Here is a 22559-nt window from a genome sequence, read left to right on the forward strand (position 1 = left end):
GCTAGAACGGTGAGAGGAGCGCGCGCCGCAGCGCCCCAAGCTGCGGTGCGATGACCGGCGCCTGCGCGTCCGGCCCCTGCAGCGCCTCCAGTGCCGGCACCTTGGGGAGCGCCACGCCGAGCGCCCCCTCGACGGTGTCCACGAACTTCGCCGGGTGCGCGGTCGCCAGGACGATCACCGGCCGTTCGTCCCCCGACGCGGCGCGGTAGCGCGCGGCCGCCTCGAGCCCGACCGCCGTGTGCGGGCACGCCACGTACCCGTAGGCTTCGTAGGTCGCGCGCAGCCGTTCTAGCGTCGCCGCGTCCGAGACCGAGGTGCCCCAGATGCGCTCGCGCGCCCCCTCGCCGAGGAGCGCGTGGAGCCGCTCGAAGTTGCTCGGCGCGCCCACGTCCATGGCGTTCGAGAGCGTCGCGACGGTCCTTTTAAAGGCGCTCGGGTCGTAGAGCAGCTGCAAGTAGCCGGGGAAAAAGTCGTTGGCGTTGTGCGCGGCGACAAACCGCCCGACCCCAAGGCCCATCTCGGCGGCCAAGACCCCCGCCGTGAGGTTGCCGAGGTTGCCGCTCGGCACGCAGAACACGGGGGGGGTGGTCTCGCCGTAACGCGACGCCAGGGAGAGCACAGCCCAGAAGTAGTACAGCATCTGCGGCAGCAGCCGCCCCAGGTTGATCGAGTTGGCCGACGAGAGCCCCAGCGCGCGCAGCTCGGGGTCGACGAACGCCGCCTTGACCAGGCGCTGGCAGTCGTCGAAGTCACCCGCGACGGCAAGGGCGCGCACGCCGGGGCGGGGGTGGACGAGCTGGCGCTCCTGCACCGCGCTCACCTTCCCTTTGGGGTAGAGGAGCACCACGCGGAGGTTCCCTAGCCCCGCGAACCCGTCGGCGACCGCGCTGCCGGTGTCCCCCGAGGTGGCCACCAAGATCGTGACCCTCTCCCCCCGACCGGCCAAAAAGGCGTTCATGAGGCGCGCCATGGTGCGCGCGCCGACGTCTTTAAACGACAGCGTGGGGCCGTGGAAGAGCTCGAGCACGTACACGCCGTCCCCGAGCGCTCGCAGGGGCACCGGGAAGGTGAGCGCGTCCTCGGCGACCGCCCGCAGCTGCGCGGCGCCGAGTTCGCCCCCTAGCCACGGCCCCAACACCGGCAGCGCGAGCGCCGCAAGGGTCTGCGCCTCGCGCCACGCCGCCTCGGCGCGCGGGACGCGCTCCGGCAGGTAGAGGCCGCCGTCGGGGGCGAGGCCCGAGAGCAGCGCCTCCCGGAAGGGAACGGGGCAGCGGTTGGGGTCGCGGGTGCTGTAAAAGTGCATCGGGGCTCCTCGTAGCGGTCTGCGGTGACGGCTCATCAGGCCAGAGGCGGCGCAGCGGAAGCGGCTGGGAGGCTGCCGCCCCGGGCACGCACTACTTGATCTCTCCCAGGGGGTGCGCTTCGTAGCCGTCGGGTTGGGGGGCGGCCGCGCGCAAGGGGCTCGGGCCGGGGCGGGCGGCGAGCGCGTCGAGGAGGTCGGCCAAGACCGCGCTCGCCGTCGGCGCCGCGCCCGCTCCGGCACCCGTGATGAGCACCTCGCCGACCGCGTCCCCGCGAAACAGCAGGCCGTTGCGGTTGCTCGCCGACCCGGCCAGCGCGTGCGACGGCGGCAGGTAGACGGGGCGCACGGCGGCGCGCCAGGCGCCCCCCTCGGGGTAGACGGAGCCCACCAGGCGGATGCGCCCGCCATCCTCCATCGCCTCTTTGATCACCGCCGGGGTGAGGTGCCGGATCCCGCGCGTGTTCGCCCGCACCGCCTCCCAGGAGAGTTCGGGGTCGAACGCGAGCCGCGCCAAGAGGGTGAGCTTGTGCGCGGCGTCGACGCCGTCGACGTCCAAGCTCGGGTCGGCCTCGGCGTAGCCGAGCCGCTGCGCCTCGGCGAGCGCCGTCTCGAAGTCGGCGCCCGTCTCGAGCTCCCCCAAGATGTAGTTGCAGGTGCCGTTTAAAATCGCGTGCAGCTCCAGGGGCCGCGAGCCGCGCAGCACCCCCGCGAGGGGGGCGACCGCGGGGGTCCCGGCCATCACCGCCGCCTCGAAGTAGAGCGTACCCGCCGCCAAAGCGGGCGCAAAGGCGTCCCAGCGCTCGGCGAGCACCGCCTTGTTGGCCGTCACCACCCGCTTGCCCGCCGCGAGCGCCCGCAGCATCAGGTCGCCGGCGAGCCCCGTACCCCCCATGAGCTCGACGATCACCTCGCTCCCCGCGAGCACCTCCTCGGGGTCGGTGGTTAGAGCGGCGGTCGGAACGCCCGCTGCGCGCGGTTTGTCGGGATCGCGCACCAGCACGTGCGCAACCTGCACGCCCAGTCGGCGCGCCGCGATGAGCTCGCATAGCGCGCCCCCTACCGTTCCCGCACCCAGGAGCCCAATCCGCGTCTGCCCTACGGCACCCCATGTCATGGCTGGAGAATATCACGTGTGGGGCTTGCGCCCGGCACCTCAGCGCCCCCCCCAGAGCTCGGCGTAGGCCGCCGAACGCTTGAGGTTGGGCTGCGTGAGCAGGCTGACGGCGACGAGCACCGCCCCGCCGAGCACCACCGCGGGCACCACGGGGATCCACCCGAAGGTCCAGGCGAGCGGCAGCAGCCCCGTGAGCCACCCGAGGGTGAGCCCCACGGAGACCACCGTACCGGCCACCGCGCCCGCCGTCGTGCAGCGCGGCCAGTAAAGCCCCGCGACGAGGAGCGGGAAAAACATCGCGCTCCCCTGAAAGCTCCAGGTCGCGATCTCGACGATGACCCCCGGGGGGTTGACCGCGATAGCAAACGACGCCACGGCGAGGACCACGACCGTCACGCGGCCGACGTAGGCCTCCCGATCAGGGGTTAGGTCGCGGCGCAACAGACGGGCGTAGAGGTCGCGGGTGACGAGCGCGCTCGAGGTGAGAAGCTGCGAATCCGCCGTCGACATAAGCGCGGCGATCGCCGCCGTTAACACCACCGCCGCCGCCACCGGTGGCAAAAAGGTGCTGAGCATCAGCGGCATCACCTGGTCGGCTTGCTCGAGCGCCGGGAACACTGCGCGCCCCCACACGCCGATAAGCGCCGCCGGGAAAAACAGCGCTAAGACCAAGGGGGGCCACACGACCATCATCTTTTTAAACACGTCGGCGTTTTTGGCGGCGAAAAAGCGCTGAAAGATCTGGGGAAAGAGCGGCACCGCCATAAAGATGAGCAGCTGATAGCCGACAAGCCCCCGCGCGCTCCAACGCCCCGTCGGCCCGGGGAGGCGCAGCCACGGCTCCAGCGCCGCGGTCTCACCAGGAGCGTTTAGCGCGATCAGCACGAAGGCGAGCCCCATCCCCGCGAGCATGATGAGGCCTTGTAGGGTGTCCGTCCAGGCGACCGCCCGCATCCCGCCGACGAGCACGTAGAGCGTGATAATGAGCGCCATGATGACCGCCGCGGGCAAGTAGGCGACCGCGCCGCCGGTTAAAACCTCGAGCGCGCGCCCCCCGCCGATAATCTGAATGCTGATGTAGGGCGCGGTAAACCCCAGCGCGCAGAGCGCGTAGAGCAGACCCAAAAAGGGGCTCTGAAAGCGGTGGCTGAAAAACTCCGAGGGGGTTACGAAGTCGAAGCGCTTCCCGGCGCGCCACAAGCGGTAGCCGAAAGCCAGAAAGAGCGCCGAGAGAAACGCGTCGGTAACGCCGACCCCCAAAAAGATGCCGAGCCCGTGCGTGTAGGCGTCGGCCGGAACGCCCAAAAAGGTAAAGGCGCTCATCAGCGTAGCGAGCAGGGTAAAGACCAACACGAGCGTGCCGAGCCCGCGGCTGGCTAAAAAGTAGCTCACCGGGTCCCGGCCGCTCCGCCCAAAGGTGTAGGCGCCGATGCCCACCAACACCAGCAGGTAGAGGCCGAGGACCGTGAGCTGCAACGCCGCGTCAGTCATCGCGCGGCTCCGGCGGCCAGAGGCGCCGCACGACAAAGAGGTTGAGCGGTACAAGGGCGAGCACGCACGCGCTCGCCCAGAGGTACCACCAGGGGACCCCCCAGAGCTGCGGTTCGGCGCGCGTGACGCCGACAAACGACAGCGCGTAGAGCGCGAGATAGGCTAGCGGCGTAGCGGCGCGCCAGCGGCGGTTGCGGTCGTGCATAAAAGCCTCCATCACGCCGACAAGGCCCGACACCACCGAGGCGTCAGCGCCCTCAGCGTCTCGTCGCGGAAGATACGAGCGTGCAGCGAGCACACCTGCTTTTAGGGGTTGCGCCTCTAAGCCTACGTTGTCGGGTACATGCTGACTCCCATTGTTGTAAGGTGCAACGGTTCGGGGCCGATTGGGCAACGCCTCGGCCTGCTTTCTTGCACCAGTTGCTTTCTTGCACCGACAAGGTGGTGCTGGCGTAACGAGCAGGCGCTCCGAACCGAGGACACGACGCGCGTGTGAGGCAGACTCTAACAGAGCTCCCCCCCGCTAAAGGTGCGTTTGGTCACGTTACGCCGCTGCCACAGCCGCTTGCGCGGCGTTGGCGCCGCAGGTCTAAGAGCCGGTATCCTGTTAAGGATGCGCTCGGCTAGCTGCGCCGAGCCCACGCAAGCCGGCCTCTCGTCGCTCACGTCCCTAGCGGCAAGGGGCGCGGCCCCTAAAGGAGTTTCATGCTAGGAATCGGTATCGTCGGGTTGCCCAACGTCGGCAAGTCGACGCTCTTTAACGCCATCACCAAAGCGGGCGCCTTGGCCGCCAACTACCCGTTTGCTACCATCGACAAAAACGTCGGCGTCGTCGCCGTACCCGACGAACGCCTCGCGGCCTTGCGCGACCTCTACACCAAAGGCGAGCGCGTCCCCCCCGTGGTGCCGACGACGGTCGAGTTCGTCGACATCGCGGGCCTCGTCAAGGGGGCGAGCCAGGGGGAGGGGTTGGGCAACCAGTTTCTCGCCAACATCCGTGAGGTCTCGGCGATCGCCCACGTCGTCCGCTGCTTCGACGACCCCAACGTGGTGCACGTCGCGGGCGCCGTGGACCCCTTGAGCGACATCGAGACGATCGAGACCGAGCTGGCGCTGGCCGACCTCGCGAGCCTTGAAAAGCGCGCTGAGCGGCTGCGGCGCAGCGCCAAGGGGAGCCAAGAGGACGCCGAGACGCTCGAGCTCACGCGCGCCCTGATCACCAAGCTCGCAGAGGGCGTACCGGCGCGTCTAAGCGGCCTTACGGTCCCCAAAGACTTCAACTTGCTCACCGCCAAACCCGTCATCTACGTCTGCAACGTCGCCGAAGCCGACGCCGCGAGCGGCAACGCCCTCTCCGAGGCCGTCGCGCAACACGCTAGCGCGCAGGGGGCGCAGGCCGTTGTCATCTCCGCGCAGCTCGAGGGTGAACTCAGCGAGCTCGACGACGCCGAGGCCGCCGAGTTTTTGCAGAGCTACGGGCTGAGCGAACCCGGCCTCAACCGTCTCGTCCGGAGCGGTTACGAGGTCCTGGGGCTGCTCACCTTTTTGACCGCGGGCGAAAAAGAGGTGCGCGCCTGGACCGTCCCCAAAGGGAGCAGAGCGCCCCAAGCCGCCGGCGAGATCCACACCGACTTCGAACGCGGCTTTATCCGCGCCGAGGTCATCGCTTGGGACAAGCTCGTCGAAGCGGGGAGCCTGGCCGCGGCCAAGAGCAAGGGTTGGGTGCGCACCGAAGGCAAAGAGTACGTGGTGCGCGACGGCGACGTGATGCACTTTCTCTTTAACGTCTAACCCCTCTAGGCGCCCCGTCCGGCGCTTTCACCCCCCGAAGGGCGCACCGCCAAAGGCGCGCAGCGCGCGGCTGGAGGGTCAGCGAGCGTGCCCGAAGCGGTTTGTGGCGCGCCCTGTGATTTTCGTAACGTACGCGTTTATCTGCCCCGCGAGGCTCCCGTATAGTTTGTGTTAAGCATGTCTGAGACGTTCCCCAGTACACCTACCGGCGGAAAGGAGGGGACCCCGTGAGCGGCAGACGCCCTTCTCAGACCGTGTCCAACGCCCCCGACGCAAAGGGCAACTTCACCGACGTGGTGACTTACGAAGCGGGTGAAGTCACCCTCTTCCCCGGCGCCCCCGACAGCCTCTACCGCGTTCAAGACGGCCTCATTCGCATCCACACGGTCGACGATGAGGGCAACGGTCTAACGCTGCGCTACGTCAAACCGGGTGGCTACTACGGTGAGGAGTCGCTCGTCGGCTTGCCGCGCCGCTACTTCGCGGAGGCGGTCACACCGAGCAGCGTCGAGGTCACGAGCCCCGCCACCTTGAGCCCCGAGGAGAACCTCGACCTCACCAATCACCTCGTCGAGGCGATTGAACGCCTTTACCGGTCGCTCTACAGGCTCTCGGGAAAACGGCTCAAAGCGCGCATCGCCGCCGAGCTCCTGGACCTACAAGACAGCGCTCTGGCCACCAGCGGCCCCAAGGGCGAGCGCATCGTGCACATCACCCACGACGACCTCGCCGCCGCCGTCGGGTCGGTCCGTGAAACCGTGACCAAGGTCGTCGGCGAGCTCGCCCGCCAAGGTGCGATCCAGGCGGGTTACGGCAAGATCGCGCTCATCGACCTCGAGCTCCTGCGCAGCATCGCGGGCGAGTAGGCGCCTTTCGCGTTGCGCCCCCCAAACCCCAAACAACGAGCGGCGCGCCCACGCGGGCGCGCCGCTCTCGCGACGGGGGCTCTAACGCCGGTAGCCGAGGAGGCGCCACGCCAGCGGCAACAGCGCCGCCGCCAAGGCGAGCTTGATGAGGTCGCCCGCGATAAAGGGGTAGAGCCCCACCGAGAGCGTCCAAGCGAGCGCCGAGGTCCCCGCGGGGGCGTAGCGCTCGGCGAAGGTGCTGAGCCACCACAGCCCCGGCAGGTAGATGAGCAGGTTGCCCAACGCCATCGCCAGGGCGGCGCTCGACACGCGGCGGTCTAGGCCGCGCTGCGCGAGGTAGCCGACAACCGCCGCGGCGACGGGAAAAGCGAGCAGATACCCCGCCGTGGTGCCGCTAAAGTGCGACCAACCGCTGCCGCCCCCCGCAAAGACGCCGACGCCAAAACCACCGGCGAGCAGGTAGAGGAGCATCGTAAGGGCGCCTAGCCGCAGACCGTAGGCCGCCCCGAGGAGCAAGACGCCGAGCGTCTGGCCGGTGATGGGCACGGGGCCGATCTCGAGACGAACTTGCGCGAGAAGCGCCATCAGGAGCACGCCGAGAGCGAGCTGCAGGGGCACGCGCAGCGCCGCGCGGCGCACCGGGACGAGGGCGTCGATCAGGGGGGGGGTGAGCGTCTGGGTCATCATCTCCTCCAAACTCTATAGAGCAACGCCGGCAGTATACCGGACGCCACCACGGGTGTGCGCTTGCGGGTGCGTGGCTGCGGGTGTGCGCCGTCACGGCCCTCCAAGCGTGATGAACTGGCCGCTTAGCCCCTCGCCGTCGTTTGCCGTTCGGTCTGTCATCCGCCACGCCAACGCTCGGGGGTAACCCGCGTAGGCTTAGGGCCACGGAGCTTTGTTCAAGGAGGCGTGTCATGAGACGGTTTGGCCTGGCGCTACTTCTACTCACCCTCGTCGCGTGCGGACCACAGGGCACGGGCGGCCCGACCCCCGAACCCCCGCAACCGCCGACCCACGGTACCCCTCCCGCCCCCCCACCCGGCTCCCCGCCGGGCAACGGCCACGGGGACGGCGACTGCAGCTTTACGGGCGAGGTCATCGGCGACAACTTCGAGGTGCCTAGCGGGCAGACCTGCACGCTCACCGGCACCACGGTCGAGGGCAACCTCCTCCTCGCGAGCGGTTCCAGCCTGATCGCGAGCAACGTCGACGTCGACGGCAACCTCCAGGGGCAAGGGGCAGCTCAGGTGAACGTCTTTGGGTCGCAAGTCGGCGGCGACATCCAGCTCGAGGGGGGGAGCGGCGTCACCTTGGAGGGCAACAGCGTCGGGGGCAACCTCCAGCTTGAAGACCACAGCGGAGCGCTCAACGTCACCGGCAACACCGTCGACGGCGACCTCCAGGTGTTTCAAAACAGCGGCGGCGCCACCTTGACGGACAACACCGTAAACGGCAACCTCCAGTGCCAGGGCAACGACCCCGCCCCCACGGGCACGGGCAACGTCGTCAGCGGCAGCAAAGAGGGGCAGTGTAGCGCGCTCTAGCCCGCAGCGCTGGCAGCCAGCCCCGCTGCGTTGAGGCAGCGAGGGACGCGGTCGGCGCCTCGCTGCCTATACTAGGCCCTATGGGCGACTTTGCGACGGGCACCGCTTCGGCCAAAGAGCAGACGCGCATCTCCGAATGGATCACCACCTTCGACACGGTGTTCCCCAACCACGTCAACCCTTTGGGCACGCTTTTCGGGGGGCGCGTGCTCGAACTCATGGACGTCAACGCCTCGATCGCCTGCTGGCGTTTTTCGCGCCTCCCTGCGGTGACGGCCTCGAGCGAACCCGTGGACTTTCGCGCGCCCATCTTTTTAGGCGAGATCATCGAGCTCCGCAGCCGCGTCGCCTACGCCGGCCGCACCAGCATGATCGTGCGCTGCGAGGTCTTCGGCGAAAACCCCAGCACCGGCGAAAGGCGTCTTTGCACGGTCGGGCACATGAACTTCGTGGCCCTAGGCCCCGACAAGCGCCCGACCCCCGTGCCCAAGCTGCGGGTCGAGACGGAGCTCGAGCGCTACCACTGGGAGATCGCCAAAACCATCCGAGAGGGCATCGCCAAAAGGCGGGCGCAAGCGCCCTTTTAGGGGGCAGCGGGGTTCGCGATGCGGGCGAATGCAACCCACTTCAGTATGGGCCCTGCGCGGGCGGTTTAAAGTGGGACGGGTTAAAGGAGGCCGTTGTGTCACAGACCACTACCAAACAGTCGCTCGAAGTCCGCGCGATCAACGCCATTCGGGCGCTCACCATCGACGCGACCCAAGCGGCCGGCTCCGGTCACCCCGGGATGCCGATGGGCGCCGCGCCGATGGGGTACCTTCTTTTCACCAAGTTTCTCAAGTTCAACCCCGCCAACGACCGCTGGGTCAACCGCGACGTCTACATCCAGTCGGCCGGGCACGGCTCGATGCTCCAGTACAGCCTCCTGCACCTAGTCGGGTACGACCTGCCGATGGAGGAGCTTAAACGCTACCGGCAGTGGAAGAGCAAGACGCCGGGGCACCCCGAGCACTTCGTCACCCCCGGCGTCGAGATCACCACGGGGCCGCTGGGGCAGGGGATCAGCACGGCCGTCGGGGTAGCGCTCGCCGAAGCGCACCTGGGCGCGACCTATAACCGCCCCGGGTTTAACATCATCGACCACTACACCTATGTGATCGCCTCGGACGGCGACCTCATGGAGGGGGTCTCCGCCGAAGCCTCCTCGCTGGCCGGTCACTGGGGTCTAGGCAAACTCATCGTCTTATACGACGACAACCAGATCACCATTGACGGAAAGACCGACATCGCTTTTACCGAGGACGTGCTGGGACGCTACGACGCCTACGGCTGGCACACCCAGCGCGTCGCGGACGGCAACGACCTCGAGGCTTTGGAGGCGGCCATTCGCGCCGCGCAAAGCGAGACAAACCGCCCCAGCCTGATCGCGGTGCGCACGGTTATCGGCTACGGCGCCCCCAACCGCCAGGGCACCCCCAAAGCGCACGGCTCACCCTTGGGCGACGAGGAGGCCAGAGCCGCCAAGGAGGCGCTCGGCATCGACTGGCCCGCTTTTACCGTACCCGAGGACGTGTTGGCGCACTACCGCCAAGCGGTCCCCCGTGGGGCGCAGCTCGAGGCCGAGTGGCGCGAGCTCTTTGGGCGCTACAAAGCGGCGCACCCCGAACTCGCCAAACGGTTTGAAACGGCGCTGCAAGGCGAGGCCGAGCGCGACTTCGAGGAGCTCTTGCCGCGTTTTCCGGTCGGTGAAAAGATGGCGACGCGCAAGAGCTCGGGGAAGGTGCTTAACCTGCTGGCTAAAGAGCTGCCACAGCTCATCGGCGGCTCGGCCGACCTCGCCGAATCGAACAACACCACCCTAGAGGGGATCCCCTTTATCTCCAAAGACGACTACACGGGCCGCAACATCCACTTCGGCGTCCGCGAGCACGGCATGGCGGCGATCGCCAACGGGCTTTCACTCCACGGCGGCCTCAAACCCTACGTCGCGACCTTTCTCATCTTTTCGGACTACCTGCGCCCCAGCCTGCGCCTCGCGGCGCTCATGGACCAGCCCGTCATCTACGTCTTTACCCACGACAGCATCGGGCTAGGCGGCGACGGGCCGACCCACCAACCGGTGTCGCAGCTCACGGCGCTGCGGGCGATTCCGAAGCTCACCGTGATCCGACCCGCCGACGCCAACGAGACCGCCCAGGCGTGGGCGCTCGCTGTGACCCACAAGTCCCCCGTGGCTCTGGCGCTGACGCGCCAGGACGTGCCGCACCTCGACGTCCCCAAGGGGAGCGTCAAACGCGGTGGGTACGTCCTCGCTGACTGTGAGGGGACGCCGGACGTGATCCTGATCGGCACCGGTTCGGAGGTGCACAAGTGCCTAGAGGCCAAGGCGCTTTTGGAGGAAGAAGGCACCAAGGTGCGCGTCGTCAGCCTTCCGTCGTTCGAGCTGTTCGAGGCGCAAGACGAGGCCTACCGCGAGTCGGTGCTCCCCAAAGCGGTCCGCGCGCGCGTCTCGGTCGAGGCCGGAGCGACCTTGGGCTGGTACAAGTACGTCGGCTTGGATGGCGCCACGGTCGGTTTGGACCGTTTCGGCGAGTCCGCCGACGGCGACGAGGTGATGGACAAGCTCGGCTTTAACGCCCGCAACATCGCCGACACGGCGCGCAAGCTCCTCGCACCGTAGCGCGCACGCACCCTCCGGGGGCCGGCTCGAGCCGGCCCTTTCGCGTGTCACCCTACGCCGCGCGTCGCCTCCGAGGTCGCTGTGACGCGCCGCGATCCTCTCGCGCCGCGCGTGTGCAGCATTTCTCAGCCACCGCGCCTGTAAGATACCTAAGGAGTTTAGACGAGGAGGCTCTATGGCGCTCGGCAGACGTTTGACCCACCCCCTAACGGCGTTCGCGCTGGCTTTCGGCGGCGCTGCGAGCGCCCAAGCGCTCGACGACCTGTTGCCCGCCGAAACGTTTTTCGCCCTCGGGATGCGCGACCTAGCGGGCGCCTCGGCGTACCTCGAGGACTTCGGCGCGGCGTTTGAGCGCCTAGGCGTCGCCGACGCCCTCGTGGCCCTCGGCGCGAGCGGTGAGGCGGCCCTTAACGACATGACGGGCGGGGCCATGACGGGGGGGGAGGTGACGGGTTCCGCCGACTTCGGTGAGGCCGACCTCGACGAGGCCGAAAAGCGGCTGCGCGCGCTCGCGACCCTCGACGTCTTCGGGCAAGAGGCGTGGATCGGCCTCTCCGCGACGCCGTACAACCCCGTACCCGCCGCCGTGCTGCTGACGCGGCTCACCCCCGAGGGCGCCGAGGAGGTGCGCGCGCTTCTCGACGACCCCGAGCTCGGTAACGGGGCCGAGGTGCAGACCTTCGAGGAGAGCGGCTACACCTTTTCGCAGGTCACGCTGGGCACCGACGGCCCGGTACCGGTCCTCGCCTACGCGCTCGCCGACGACGTGCTCGCGCTCGCCACCAACCCCGACGAGCTGCGCGGGGTGCTGCGCCGCCTGAGCGGCGCCGACGAACCGAACTTCGCCGCCAGCGCGGGGTTTGAGAGCACCCTCGGGACGCTCGAGGCGGGGACCTTTTACGGCTACCTCGACTACGCCCGCATCGCCGAAGCGGTCGGCCCCTACAGCCAAGGGCTCGGCTTCGACCGCCTCGCTACGCGCCTTAGCGAGGCGCTCGCGACCGCCGGGCGCGTCGGCGGCGTCGCACGGCTAACGGAGGCGGCGCTCGAAACGCAGAGCGTGCAGGTGCTCGACGAAGCGGGGGGCGACGCGCAGCTCTACGCCCTTTTAAGCGACGACACACCGGCCCAAACGGACGTCTTGGTGCCGCCAGAGGCGCTGAGCGCCAGCGTGAGCGCGCGCGACCTCAGCGGGTGGTACGACTACCTCAACGCGCTCGCGCTCAGCGTCCCCGAACTCGGCGGCGACCTCGACAGCCTGCTCCTCTCCATCGTCGGCGTCAACCTCCGCGACACCGTCTTCAACTGGACGGGGCGGCAAATCGTCACGATGAGCACCGGTTTCGGTGAGGTGATCCAACCGGGGGTGCCCAGCAACAACCTCCTCGGGGAGAGCGTCTACTTGCTCGAGGCGACCAACGAGAACGCCGCCGAACGCGGCCTGGGCACGCTCCTCACCAATCTCTCGCAGACCCTGGCGGCCTTCAGCAACCCGCAGGGCGTCGGGACGAGCGAGGCGCAGACCGAAGAGATCGCGGGGGTCACGGTCACGCGCTACGAAATCGCCGACGGCATCACCCTGCTCTACGCGGTAGCGGGCGGCTACGCGATCGTCGCGACCTCCGAAGACGCCATGCAGAGGGCGCTCGCCGCGCAATCCGAGGGCGCGGGGGTGCCCCTCAGCGAGCTTCTCGGCGACGTCCCGGAGGGGGCGACCGCCGTCTCCTACGCCGACGGACGGCGCACCTTCGAGGGCCTAGCCGCGCAGCTCAGCAACCAACTGCAGCTCGCCGCGGGCATGGGCGGCGCCGGCACGCTCGACTTTGACGCCGTCGACGAGGCGAGCGAGGCGCTAGAGGCGTTTTTCGCCTTTGTCGCCGAGCGTTTGGGGCCGAGCACCGGCTACAGCGAGCGCGCGGAGGGCACCATCCGCTCCTTTAGCGAAGCCGAGGTGCGGTGGCGGCAGTAGCGACCCAGGGCCCGTAACCCCCGAGCGACACCTAACGGGCGCCGCTCGGGGGTGATCCACCGATGTTTGTCAGGGCGCGACCAGCACCTGCCACAGCGCCTCGACCTGCCGCTCGAGCGCCCCGCGGTCGCCGCTATTGTCGATCACCACATCCGCGCGCCGCACCTTTTCGGCGAGCGGCAGCTGCGCGGCGTCGCGCGCGCGCACCTCCTCTTCGCTGAGGCCGCTGCGGGCGGCGACGCGCCTGACGCGCAGCTCGAGGGGGGCGTCGACCACGACGACGGTGTCAAAAGCGCCTTCGAGCCCCACCTCGAAAAGCAGCGGGATGTCGTGGACGATCACCCGCGGCGGCTCCGGCTGCGCCAAGAGCGCGGCGACCCGGCGCTCCCGCTCGCGCTGCACCCAAGGGTGAACGAGGCCGTTGAGGACCGAGCGCGCCGCCGGGTCGCGAAACACCCGCGCGGCGAGCGCCGCCCGGTCTAGTGCCCCGTCCACGACGAGGTCGGGCCCGAACGCCGCGGCGATGCGCGCGAGCACCGCCGGGTCGCGGGTCGCGTCGCGTGCCAAGGCGTCGGCGTCGATCACCGCGGCGCCCCGAGCCTGCAGAAGGCGCGCCACGGCGCTTTTACCCGACCCGATGTTGCCGGTCAGCCCCACCGAGCGCGGCTTGCTCCCCGAAAGGCTCACGGCACCCCCCCCGAGAACGTGAAAGGCACACGCGGGGTCATATAATCACCCGCATGGGTTGGTTCAGGCGGCGAACCGCGCGCGACATGGCCGTGCTCGACATGGGTCAGTTTACGCCGCTGCCGCGCGCCGGTTTCCTGGTCGGCGGCGCGGTGCGCGACACCCTCTTGGGGCGCGCGGTGCGCGACCTCGACTGGCTCGTACCGGACCCGGAGGAAGCGGCGGCGGCGGCGGCGGCCGCGCTCGGTACGCGCGCTTTCGCCCTCGACGCCACCCGCGGTCACTGGCGGGTCGCTGCTGGCGGGGTGACGCGCGACTACGCCCCCCTCGGCACCGACCTGGAGGCGAACTTACGCGCGCGCGACTTTTGCGCCAACGCGCTCGCCGCCGACCTTTCGGGGGCGCTCGTCGACCCCACCGGCGGTCGCGGCGACCTGCGCGCCAAACGGTTGCGGATGGTCGATGCCGCCAACCTTTGGGCCGACCCGCTGCGCGGGCTGCGCGGGGCGCGGCTCGCCGCCGAGCTGGGGTTTGACCTAGAGGCCGAGACGGCCGCCGCCATCGGCGAGCATAGCGGCGCCGTGGCCCGCGGCGAGGTCCCGCCCCCCGCCGCGGAGCGCGTCGGGGTCGAACTCTCGCGCCTGCTGCTCAGCGAGCGCGCCGGACCGGGGGCGGCGCTTTTACACCGCCTCGGGCTGCTGCGCGCCTACCTGCCCGAGCTCGAGCGCGCCGCGGGCGTCGCCCAGGGCGGGTTTCACCACCTCGACGTCTTGGCGCACTCGCTCGAGGCCCTCAACCAGCTTACGCAGGGCTTTCCCGAAGCCGACCTCGCGCTGCGCTGGGCGACGCTCCTACACGACGTCGGCAAACCGGACACCAAACGCTACGGCCCGTCGGGGCGTTTCCACTTCTACGGTCACGACACGCTGGGTGCTGAGATGACCAAGGACGTGTTGAAGCGCCTGCGTTTGCCGAGCGCCACGGTCGAGCGCGCGAGCGCCCTCGTGCGCCGCCACATGCTGCCCATCCCCAAAACGGCGCGCGAGGCGCGGCGCTTCGTCCACCGCCGCCGCGCCCTGTTGCCCGACCTTTTAAAGCTGATGATCGCCGACCGCGAGGCGGCGCGGGGGCCGCTGGCGAGCGAGGCCAACCGCCGGAGCTACCGGATCGCGCTCTCAAAGGTGCTCGAGATCCTCGCCGAGCCCCCCCCGAAAGCGCCCTTGCTCGATGGGCGCGCCGTGATGCGCCTTCTCGAGCTGCCGCCGGGACCGCGCGTCGGCGAGGCGGTGCGTTTCGTCCGGGAGGCCGAAGCGGTCGGCGACGTCAGCACCCCCGAGGAGGCGGCAGCCGCCCTTAAGCGTTACGCCGCCGCACGAGGATGGGGCGCCGGGGCGGGGTAGCGTCCTCGCCGGGCGCGTCGCCGAGGACGTCCTCGAGGTAGAGCTTGCGGACAAAGACCAAGAGCACCGCCATGAGCGGGGTCGACACCAAAAGCCCCCAGAGGCCGAAAAGTCCGCCGAAGCCGAAGATGGCGATCAGCGTCAGGATCGGTGGGAGCTCGACGGCGCGCTGCTGCACCACCGGCGTCACCAGGTAGCTCTCGATCTGCTGCACCGCGGTGTATAGGAGCGCGACCCAGACAAACGTCCAGGGCCCGACCGTAAAGGCGAGCAGCAGCGCCGGCACCGAGGCGGCAAAGGGGCCGACGTAGGGGATAAAGTCGAGCAAAAAGGCCAAAAACCCCAAAAGCAGCGCGAGCGGCATGTCGAGCGCCCAGAGGCCGAGCGTCACCATCAGCCCAACGGCGACCATCGCCACAAAGCGCCCCAGGAGCCAGAACCAGAGCGTCTCGCCCGCTGCGCGCAGCACCTCGTCGAGGCGCGCGCGCCGCGCTTTGGGGAAGAGCGCGACCACCCCACCCCGGTAGAAGTCGGGGTGCAGGGCGAAAAAGAGCGCCGTGAAAAAGAGAAAGACGAGGTTGGTCACCACCCCGGCGGTCGCGGCGAAGGTACCGAAGAGCTGCACCACGAACTGCCCAGCGAAGTCAGTCAGGCGCGGGAGGAGAAGGTCCATGACGGTCTCCTGGTCGGTCATGTCGGGCATCTCTCGGCGCAGAGCGCGGCCGAGCGGCGTGGTGGTGAGCGTCCGCTCGAGCTCCTCCAAGGCTTCGGGTACGGCGGCCGCGAGCAGCTGCAGCTGCGTCACCAGGGGGGGCGCGAAAAACCACCCGAGGAGCCCCACGAGAACCGTCAGCGACACGATCACCACCCCGACCGCCCAGGTCATGGGGAGCGGCGTCGAGCGCGCGAGCGGGCGCGCGAGGCCGCGCCAGAAAACCGCCAGCAGAATGCCCAAAAAGAGCAGAAAGACCACCGACTGCACCCGCCACGCCCCCAAGAGCAGGAGCACCGTGAGCGTGGTGAGGCCGATAACGATAAGCGCCCGCGCGACAAAGCCTCTGGTGTCCTGGACCCGGTCGCGCGGCGCCTTTGCCGCACCGTCTTGACTCATACCGTCTCCCCCAGCGCAAGCTCGTTCATCCCAGCACTCTACCCAACGCGGTCGCCGAAGAAGCTGGGCTCGCGTACCGAGGGACCGCTGCCACGGGGCGCGACACGCCGAGCGCACCGCCACCGACCGCGTACACTGAAGAGGTGTCGACGCTGCTGCTGACCCGCCACGAGGTTCGGGCGCTCCTCGAACCCACCGACGCGCTCGCTGCGCTCCTCGCCGACCTGCGCGCGGCTTTCGGGGCCACCCCGCAGACGCAGCACCCCACTGCCACGCCCCCCGCCCATCGGGTGAGCCTCGCGCCGGACCCCTCGAGCGACGAGAGAGACACCCTCGTGCTCCACGACCCCGCCACGGGCGTCCCGAGAGCCGTCATGGGCGCCTCCCCCTTGCGCGCGGCGCGCACCGCTGCCGCTGCCGCCCTCGCCGCGGCCCTTCTCAGCGAACCCGACGCTGCGCGCGTGGCGCTCGTCGGGACGGGGACCTTGGAGGCGTGGGTGCTCCGCCTCCTGCCGCTCGTGCGGCGCGTCCGGACGGTGACGGTGTTCGATCCCACACCGCTTAGAAGCGGCCCTTTCGTGCGGCGCCTCGCCGAGGGGATAGACGCCGCGCTCGTGCCGACCGACTCGCTCGCCGAAGCGGTCTTGGAGGCCGAGATCGTGGTCTGCGCGACCGGTTCGCGTGAGCCCTTTTTGTACCCCGGGATGGTCGCGCCGGGGGCGCACCTGATGACGCTCGGTACGGGCGAGGGGCCGCGGTGCGAGCTCGCCGCCGCGCTGCTACGCGAGAGCCGCGTTATCTGCGACGACCGCACCCTAGCGGTCGAGCGGGGCGGGGTCGGCGGCGCGGGGCTCGGCCCGGCGGCGGTCCACGCCGAACTCGGCGAGGTACTTTCGGGGCGACGACCGGGGCGCGAGCACCCGGAGCAGGTGACGGTCTACGACGGGGTTGGGGCGCCGTGGATGGACCTCGTCGCGGCGCGGCGGGTGCTGAGGCGGGCGCAGGAGGCGGGTGTGGGGAGGTGGGTGGCGGCCCCCTAACCCACCCCGCCGCGCCCTCGTCCCCACCTTCACCGCCGGCGTCTCCCCCACCCGAACGTCACGGGTATGATGCCCTCCATGCGCCGCTACCTGCCCTTCGTCCCGAGCGCGCTCACCGGCCTCGTCGGGGCGGTGTGGCTCCTGTTGAGGCCCTTTGAACTCCCCGCGCGCGCGGGACCCGGCGCCATCCTCCTCACCGCCACCCTCCTCACACTCCTCTTGCTGGGCGCGGCGTGGCTTTTGGAGCGAACGCTGCCGTCGTTTCGCTTCGCCAGCGCGCTCCTCGAGCGCGCGCTCGCGTCTTACGGGTTCTCGCGGCTCGAGGCCCTCGCGCTCGCCACCCTGACCGCCACCGCCGAGGAGCTCTTTTTCCGCGGCGCGCTGCTCCCCGTGTTGGGGGTCTGGGGGCAGGCTTTGGTGTTTGGCCTCCTCCACCCGATGCCCAAGCGGGGCTGGAGCTACCCGCTCTACACCTTCGTCGCCGGCGCCGCCTTCGGCTACGCGGTGCTCGTCACGGGGAGCCTCTGGACGAGCCTCTTGGCGCACTTCGCGGTCAACCTCTGGGGGCTTTTGACGGTGAGCCGGCGCGTCCGCGCTTCGGGGTAGACGCTTGGCCGCGCGGTTGTGCCAGCTCACCGAGGGTTCTCAGCCACGCTCCTCCAAAAACGTCGCGAGGCGCGCGGCGGCGCGCGCCAACACCGCCGCGTCGCGCACCAGCGCGAAGCGCACGTAGCCCTCGCCGCGCTCACCGAACGCCCGCCCCGGCGCCACGCAGACGCCCGTCTGCTCGGCTGCTGCGACGGCGAAGGCGAACGAATCGGTGCCCTTTGGTAGGGGCGCCCAGACGTACATGCTGGCCTGGGGCGTGGGAACCTCCCAACCCGCTCGCCGCAGCGCCCCCACGAGCGCGTCGCGCCGAGCTTCAAAGACGCGCGCGGCCTCCCGCGTCACCTCGGCGCCCGCCTCCAGAGCGGCCACCGCCATCGCCTGGATGCCGCGGTACTGGTTAAAGTCCACCGCCCCCTTGACCCGCGCGAGCGCCGCGATCGCCGCCGCGTTCCCCGCCGCCCAACCGATACGGAACCCGCCCATGTGAAAGCTTTTCGAGCAGCTGTAGAGCTCGACGGCCGTCTCCAACCCCCCGGGTTGCGCGAGCACCGAGGGGGCGCGGTAGTCGCCGTACACGGTGTCCACGTAGGGAAAGTCGTGGACGAGCAGGATGCGGTGCTCTCGGCAGAAGGCCACAGCCTCGCGCATCAGCTCGGGCGTCGCCACGGCGGCGGTCGGGTTGTTCGGGTACGAGAGGACGAGCACCTTGGCGCGGCGCGCGACCCGCTCGGGGATCGCCCCGAGCTCGGGCAAAAAACCGTTCTCGGCCTCGAGCGGGACAGCGTGCATCTCGAGCCCCGCGAGCGCCACCGCCCCGTAGTACGACGGGTAACCGGGGTCGGGGAGCAAGATGAGGTCGCCGGGGTCGGTCGTGGCCAAAAGCAGGTTGGCGAACCCCTCCTGCGAGCCAATCAGCGGGAGCACCTGCTCGTCGGCATCGAGAGAGACGCCGTAACGCGCCCCGAACCACGCCGCGACCGCGCGCCGCAGCGGCGCGGTCCCCGAAAAGAGGCAGTAGCCGTAGGTCTCGGGGTCATAGGTCGCGCGGCGCAGCGCCTCCAGGGCCACCGCGGGCGGGGCGAGGTCGGACGAACCGATGGAGAGGTCGATGAGTTCAAGCCCCTTGGCGCGCGCCCGCGCCTTGGCGGCGTCCATCGTCGCGAAGACGCTTCTAGGCATCGCCTGCGCCCGCCTCGAGGCCCACCCCGTCACGGCGCCCCCACCGCGGCCCCACCGGGTGGGGTCGCCGGCGACCGAGAGAGCCGGTTGGCGGCTTCGGTCCGGTTGACGGTGACGGCTCTTGCCGTGGGCGTAGCGCGCGTGTGCAGGGTTACAAGCCGCCGCAGGAGCGCCGCGCGGTGCGGCAAGAGCGCCCGCAGCAGCGCCTCCGAACCGGTGTGGGGGCGGTAAACGGCCTCTAGGAGCGCCTCGGCCGCCGCGCCCTCGTCGCCCAGCCGAAAGGCGTCCTCCAGAGCCGCCGTCAGCCCCGCGGAGCGGCGCGCGAGAAAGTCGTCTTGTGACATAGCGCCATTGTGACACCTCGCGCCGTTGTGACACCCCGTGTGACACCCCGTGCGCGCTTGACGGCGTGAAAACCCCAACGAGGCGCGCCCCAGAGAGCTCGGAGTGCCGGGGGTGCGATTCCGAGCCTCTGGGGCGGCGCCTCTTGAGCTACTCTAGAGTAACGACAGCGGGCGGTGTTAGGGGCTTTTTCCAACGCGCGTCGGGACGCTTTCCCGAACTGTGGCGCGGGTTCAAGGGGGCTCCAAGGCCTCTAACCTGCCGAGGTAGCGCAGCGCCAGCGCGACGCGGCTGCTCAGGTGCAGCTTCTCCTGAAGGCTCGTGACGTAGTTGGCAACCGTCTTCTCGCGGACCCCCAAAGCGCCGGCGATCTGCGCGTTTGAGAGCCCGCGCGCGACGAGCCGCCACACCTCGCGCTCGCGGGGAAAGAGGCCGTCGTCGCCGAGCGTCGGCCCCTGGTAGAAACGCTCACCAGCCGCGACGCGCTCGAGCGCGACCCTGACCTCCGCTTCGGTCACGCGCCCAGCGATAAGACCCTCGGGGGAGAGCGCGGCGAGGTCGCGCAGGTAGGGCTCGGACGCCCCCTCGGTGAGCACGAGCACAGGGCGTGCGGGCGCCCCCTCGCCGCTGAGGAGGTCAAAGGCGTAGCCGTGCGGCACGTCGATGACGAGCGAGGCGGGTGCGGGAAGGGGCCGCACCCACGAGGTGTAGAGCGTTTGGAGCGCGCCGAAGCCGCAGCGGACGACCGGCGGCGTCGCAGGGGGCGCTGGCGGGGCGGCCTCGAGCGCGGCCGAGGCGCGCGCCACGAGCGCGGCGAGGTCATCGCCCGCGCCAGGGTGCGCCCAACCGCTTTTGATGCCCAACGCGTCGCGCCTTAGAGCGGCCTCGAGCGCGTCCCAAGAGGGCGCCGCGGCGCTGAGCAAGACGGTGATCTGAAAGGTGCCCGTGCGAAACGCGCGTGCGCCCGCCGGTAGGGCGCGCGCGAGCGCCTCGGCAAAGCGCCTCAGGAGCAGGTCGCCACGCGCTCCAGAGGCGTCGTGGCAGCACTCGAGCACGCCGAGCGCCCCGACCTCGCTCAGCAGAGCGCCTTGGGGTGCGCGCGCGAGCTCCTCGAACGAGCGCTGGTTGGGGAGCCCCGTCAGCCAGTCCGTATGGGCCTGGCGCTCGAGCGCCTCGCGGTAGCCCGCGGCTTCGAGCGCAGCGATCAGGTGCTCGCAAAAAAGCGCCGCCAAGCGGAACTCCCGCGGCTCGCCCAGCGCGAGCCCCGTCAACGCGAGGTAACAGGGCGCCGGCGGTCCCGCAAAGAGGGCCACGTAAGCCTCACCGTCACCGGGGAGCACGACCCGTCCGCGGGACACCAGGGGGGCTGGCTCGAGCTCTCCCACCTCGAACACCCGCAGGGCGGCGCCGTCGAACACCCAGCCGACGCCTGCAGCGGCGCGGCGCAAGACCTCCTCGACGCGCAGCTTGCTAAGTCCCACCATCAGCTCCTGCAGCAGCAAGAGCCGGTTGGAGAGCAGCGCCCAGTCGGTCGGCGGGGTCAGCACCGTCTTTGTACCTGCACCGCTCTGGGGTCAGAGCGCGTCGACGGGTACAGCCAGGAGGTCCGTCCAGCAGTTGATCATGCGAAACACCCCCACGACCGCGACCGCCTCGACAACCTCGGCTTCGGAGAGACGCTCACGAAGCCCTTGGACGAGGGTCGCGTCGTTCGGCCGACGGGTCGCCTCCTGCGCGAACCGGAGAAGCAGCGCCACCTTGCGCGGCACGCCAGCGGGCACCTCGCCGCGCTCCAAAGCCTCTAAAAGCGGCGCCTCGACCCCCTGAAAGGTGAGCGCGTGGAGGTGGACGAGCGCGGCGTAGGGGCTGCCGGCCGTTTTGGAGATCATCACCCCCATCATCTCCTTGACGGTGCGGGGCAGCTCGCCGCGCAGCATGGTGTGCCGAAACGCCTGCCAGAGCGCGGTCTGCACCTCCGGGTTGGCGTCGGCAGCGGCGAACAGGTTGGGGACAAACCCGAAACCGAGCCCTTCTGCGATCTCTTGGCGTTGGTCCACGACACACCCCCTCGGTGCCCCCACTCTAACAGGTACCGCAACAGATACCACCCGTTCGGTACGCGCGCGGTCGCGCGACGAGCGCCCCACACGCGCGCCTCCATACGCTACCGGGGGCCCTCGCACCGCGCCGAACGTCCCCGCGGCCAGCCCAACTTTCGGGAGGCGCCAGGACGCGCGCTAGACGTAGATCATCTTGCGGGTCATCCCCCCGTCGACCACCAGGTTCTGGCCGGTGACGAACCCGCTCTCTGGCGACAGCAGGTACGCCACCGCCGCGGCGACGTCCTCGGGCGTGCCGACGCGCCCGACGGGGTGCTGCGCGTGGTCCTCCGGACGGTGCTCGGGGGGCGTGCGCGCGGCGCGCTTTTTAAGCGCGCCCACCTCGATCCACCCCGGGCTCACGCAGTTGACGCGCACGGCGGGGCCGAGCGAGATGGCGAGCGCGTGGGTCAGCGCGACGAGCCCCCCCTTGGAGGCGGCGTAGGCTTCGGTGTCGGGTTCGGACATCAGCGCGCGCGTCGACGCGACGTTGACGACGGCGCTGCTCACCGGTTCGGGGCCACCACGGGTCGCTCCGTAGGCCGCCCGAAGGTGCGGCAGGGCGTGTTTCACGCACAAAAAGGCACCCGTGAGGTTCGTGCCGAGCACCGCCTCCCACGCGCTCAAGCTGAGCGCTTCGAGGGGGGCGCTCACCATCACGCCGGCGTTATTCACCAGACCGTCTAGCCCGCCTAGGTGCGCGCTCACCGCCGCCATGAGTGCGGCGACCGACGGTTCGTCCGAGACGTCAGAGCGCTGCGCGTAGACCTCGGGGTGACGCGCGCGAAGCTCCGCCAGCGCCTCCTCGTCGCGGTCGGCGGCGGCGACGCGGGCGCCGCAGCGCAGCAGATACGCGACCGTCGCCAACCCGATACCCTGGGCGCCGCCGGTGACGAGGAGGCGCCGATCGCGCAGGGACAGGGCCACGCTAGCGCCCCAGCACGCGGCTAAGGAGCGCCTCGACGGGCCCGTCCTCGCCGCGGCGGCGCGCCTCACACCCTCTCGTGTCGCGGCAGAGGGTGACGTAGCGGTAACGCCGCCCCTTGGAGCCGGGCACCTCGGCGCGAAAGACCTGCAGGTAGGGGCGCGGCGCGCTCCGTTGGCAGAGGTCACAGAGGAGCTGCGTGCTCGCTCGGCCCGCGCTCGAGACGGCCGCGAGCAGCACCAGCTCGGCGCCGTCGCGGTGCACCCGTAAGCCCTCGGGGGTCGCTTCGAAGCGGTAGGGCTCAGGCCCCGGGACGAGCGCCGCGTCGGTCGCGGGAAAGAGCGACAGCACGATCTCGCGGGCGCTGTAGGTTTTGGCGTTCTCGCTCACTGAGGGGCAGTATACG

Annotated in this window: 22 protein-coding genes; 9 read left to right on the forward strand and 13 right to left on the reverse strand. The window is 69.9% G+C overall.

Going from position 1 to position 22559, the window contains the following annotated elements:
* Window position 1: 1 nt before the first annotated feature.
* The 4 genes from thrC to TRAD_RS12735 form a co-directional block, all read right to left on the reverse strand.
* Entirely contained in the window at window positions 2–1303 is a 1302-nt protein-coding gene (gene thrC, locus TRAD_RS12720) for a threonine synthase (protein WP_013179018.1), read from the reverse strand.
* A 91-nt stretch (window positions 1304–1394) separates the two neighbouring features.
* Entirely contained in the window at window positions 1395–2417 is a 1023-nt protein-coding gene (locus TRAD_RS12725; protein WP_013179019.1) for a homoserine dehydrogenase, read from the reverse strand.
* Window positions 2418–2456: 39 nt separating this feature from the next.
* Window positions 2457–3908, reverse strand: a complete 1452-nt coding sequence (locus tag TRAD_RS12730; protein ID WP_013179020.1) for a sodium:solute symporter family protein — start codon at window positions 3906–3908, stop codon at window positions 2457–2459.
* Complete coding sequence (locus TRAD_RS12735; protein WP_013179021.1) at window positions 3901–4113, reverse strand: hypothetical protein; 213 nt, start codon at window positions 4111–4113, stop codon at window positions 3901–3903. Before TRAD_RS12735 ends, TRAD_RS12730 begins: the two co-directional genes overlap by 8 nt.
* A 500-nt stretch (window positions 4114–4613) precedes the next feature.
* On the opposite strand from TRAD_RS12735, the gene ychF reads away from it, so the two are divergent.
* Together ychF and TRAD_RS12745 are read left to right on the forward strand one after the other, a co-directional pair.
* The gene (ychF, locus tag TRAD_RS12740) at window positions 4614–5699 is read left to right on the forward strand and encodes a redox-regulated ATPase YchF (protein ID WP_013179022.1); all 1086 of its coding nucleotides are present in this window, start codon (window positions 4614–4616) and stop codon (window positions 5697–5699) included.
* Window positions 5700–5926: 227 nt separating this feature from the next.
* On the forward strand, window positions 5927–6565 hold the full coding sequence (locus TRAD_RS12745; RefSeq protein WP_013179023.1) for a helix-turn-helix domain-containing protein: 639 nt from the start codon (window positions 5927–5929) through the stop codon (window positions 6563–6565).
* 81 nt (window positions 6566–6646) lie between these two features.
* Here TRAD_RS12745 and TRAD_RS12750 read toward each other — a convergent pair whose 3' ends face one another.
* Window positions 6647–7252 (reverse strand): biotin transporter BioY, encoded by a 606-nt coding sequence (locus tag TRAD_RS12750; RefSeq protein WP_041948062.1) that lies wholly within the window; start codon window positions 7250–7252, stop codon window positions 6647–6649.
* A 230-nt stretch (window positions 7253–7482) separates the two neighbouring features.
* Between TRAD_RS12750 and TRAD_RS12755 the strand changes: the two genes are divergently transcribed.
* The 4 genes from TRAD_RS12755 (at window position 7483) to TRAD_RS12770 (ending at window position 12761) form a co-directional block, all read left to right on the forward strand.
* Window positions 7483–8112 carry a hypothetical protein gene (locus TRAD_RS12755; RefSeq protein ID WP_013179025.1) on the forward strand — a complete coding sequence of 210 codons (630 nt, stop codon included), beginning with the start codon at window positions 7483–7485 and terminating at the stop codon, window positions 8110–8112.
* Between the two features lie 80 nt (window positions 8113–8192).
* A complete protein-coding gene (locus TRAD_RS12760; protein WP_013179026.1) occupies window positions 8193–8699 on the forward strand; it encodes an acyl-CoA thioesterase in 507 nt (168 codons plus the stop codon).
* Window positions 8700–8794: 95 nt separating this feature from the next.
* Window positions 8795–10792: a transketolase gene (gene tkt / locus TRAD_RS12765; protein WP_013179027.1), complete on the forward strand. Its 1998-nt coding sequence runs from the start codon at window positions 8795–8797 to the stop codon at window positions 10790–10792.
* 175 nt (window positions 10793–10967) lie between these two features.
* Window positions 10968–12761 (forward strand): hypothetical protein, encoded by a 1794-nt coding sequence (locus tag TRAD_RS12770; RefSeq protein WP_013179028.1) that lies wholly within the window; start codon window positions 10968–10970, stop codon window positions 12759–12761.
* 69 nt (window positions 12762–12830) lie between these two features.
* On the opposite strand, the gene coaE is transcribed toward TRAD_RS12770, so the two are convergent.
* The gene (coaE, locus tag TRAD_RS12775; RefSeq protein WP_013179029.1) at window positions 12831–13448 is read right to left on the reverse strand and encodes a dephospho-CoA kinase; all 618 of its coding nucleotides are present in this window, start codon (window positions 13446–13448) and stop codon (window positions 12831–12833) included.
* 53 nt (window positions 13449–13501) lie between these two features.
* Here coaE and TRAD_RS12780 point away from each other — a divergent pair, with 53 nt between their 5' ends.
* A complete protein-coding gene (locus TRAD_RS12780) occupies window positions 13502–14848 on the forward strand; it encodes an HD domain-containing protein (protein WP_221401608.1) in 1347 nt (448 codons plus the stop codon).
* Here the strand turns inward: TRAD_RS12780 and TRAD_RS12785 are convergent.
* The gene (locus tag TRAD_RS12785) at window positions 14802–15959 is read right to left on the reverse strand and encodes an AI-2E family transporter (protein ID WP_013179031.1); all 1158 of its coding nucleotides are present in this window, start codon (window positions 15957–15959) and stop codon (window positions 14802–14804) included. The two genes, TRAD_RS12780 and TRAD_RS12785, sit on opposite strands and share 47 nt — an antisense overlap.
* Before the next feature lie 143 nt (window positions 15960–16102).
* On the opposite strand from TRAD_RS12785, the gene TRAD_RS12790 reads away from it, so the two are divergent.
* The gene (locus TRAD_RS12790; protein WP_013179032.1) at window positions 16103–16999 is read left to right on the forward strand and encodes an ornithine cyclodeaminase/mu-crystallin; all 897 of its coding nucleotides are present in this window, start codon (window positions 16103–16105) and stop codon (window positions 16997–16999) included.
* A gap of 78 nt (window positions 17000–17077) precedes the next feature.
* Window positions 17078–17605 carry a CPBP family intramembrane glutamic endopeptidase gene (locus TRAD_RS12795; RefSeq protein ID WP_049773124.1) on the forward strand — a complete coding sequence of 176 codons (528 nt, stop codon included), beginning with the start codon at window positions 17078–17080 and terminating at the stop codon, window positions 17603–17605.
* Window positions 17606–17644: 39 nt separating this feature from the next.
* Here TRAD_RS12795 and TRAD_RS12800 read toward each other — a convergent pair whose 3' ends face one another.
* From TRAD_RS12800 to TRAD_RS12830, 6 genes are all read right to left on the reverse strand, one after another.
* Complete coding sequence (locus TRAD_RS12800) at window positions 17645–18820, reverse strand: LL-diaminopimelate aminotransferase (protein WP_013179034.1); 1176 nt, start codon at window positions 18818–18820, stop codon at window positions 17645–17647.
* Complete coding sequence (locus TRAD_RS12805; protein ID WP_013179035.1) at window positions 18817–19131, reverse strand: hypothetical protein; 315 nt, start codon at window positions 19129–19131, stop codon at window positions 18817–18819. Before TRAD_RS12805 ends, TRAD_RS12800 begins: the two co-directional genes overlap by 4 nt.
* A gap of 231 nt (window positions 19132–19362) precedes the next feature.
* A complete protein-coding gene (locus TRAD_RS15795) occupies window positions 19363–20676 on the reverse strand; it encodes a LuxR C-terminal-related transcriptional regulator (RefSeq protein WP_013179036.1) in 1314 nt (437 codons plus the stop codon).
* A 27-nt stretch (window positions 20677–20703) separates the two neighbouring features.
* Window positions 20704–21186, reverse strand: coding sequence for a carboxymuconolactone decarboxylase family protein (locus tag TRAD_RS12820; RefSeq protein WP_013179037.1), 483 nt, complete (start codon window positions 21184–21186; stop codon window positions 20704–20706).
* Window positions 21187–21366: 180 nt separating this feature from the next.
* Complete coding sequence (locus tag TRAD_RS12825) at window positions 21367–22155, reverse strand: SDR family oxidoreductase (protein ID WP_013179038.1); 789 nt, start codon at window positions 22153–22155, stop codon at window positions 21367–21369.
* Window position 22156: 1 nt separating this feature from the next.
* Entirely contained in the window at window positions 22157–22543 is a 387-nt protein-coding gene (locus TRAD_RS12830) for a hypothetical protein (protein WP_013179039.1), read from the reverse strand.
* Window positions 22544–22559 lie beyond the last annotated feature (16 nt).

It is taken from the genome of Truepera radiovictrix DSM 17093 (genome assembly GCF_000092425.1).
In the GTDB taxonomy this organism is placed as follows: domain Bacteria; phylum Deinococcota; class Deinococci; order Deinococcales; family Trueperaceae; genus Truepera; species Truepera radiovictrix.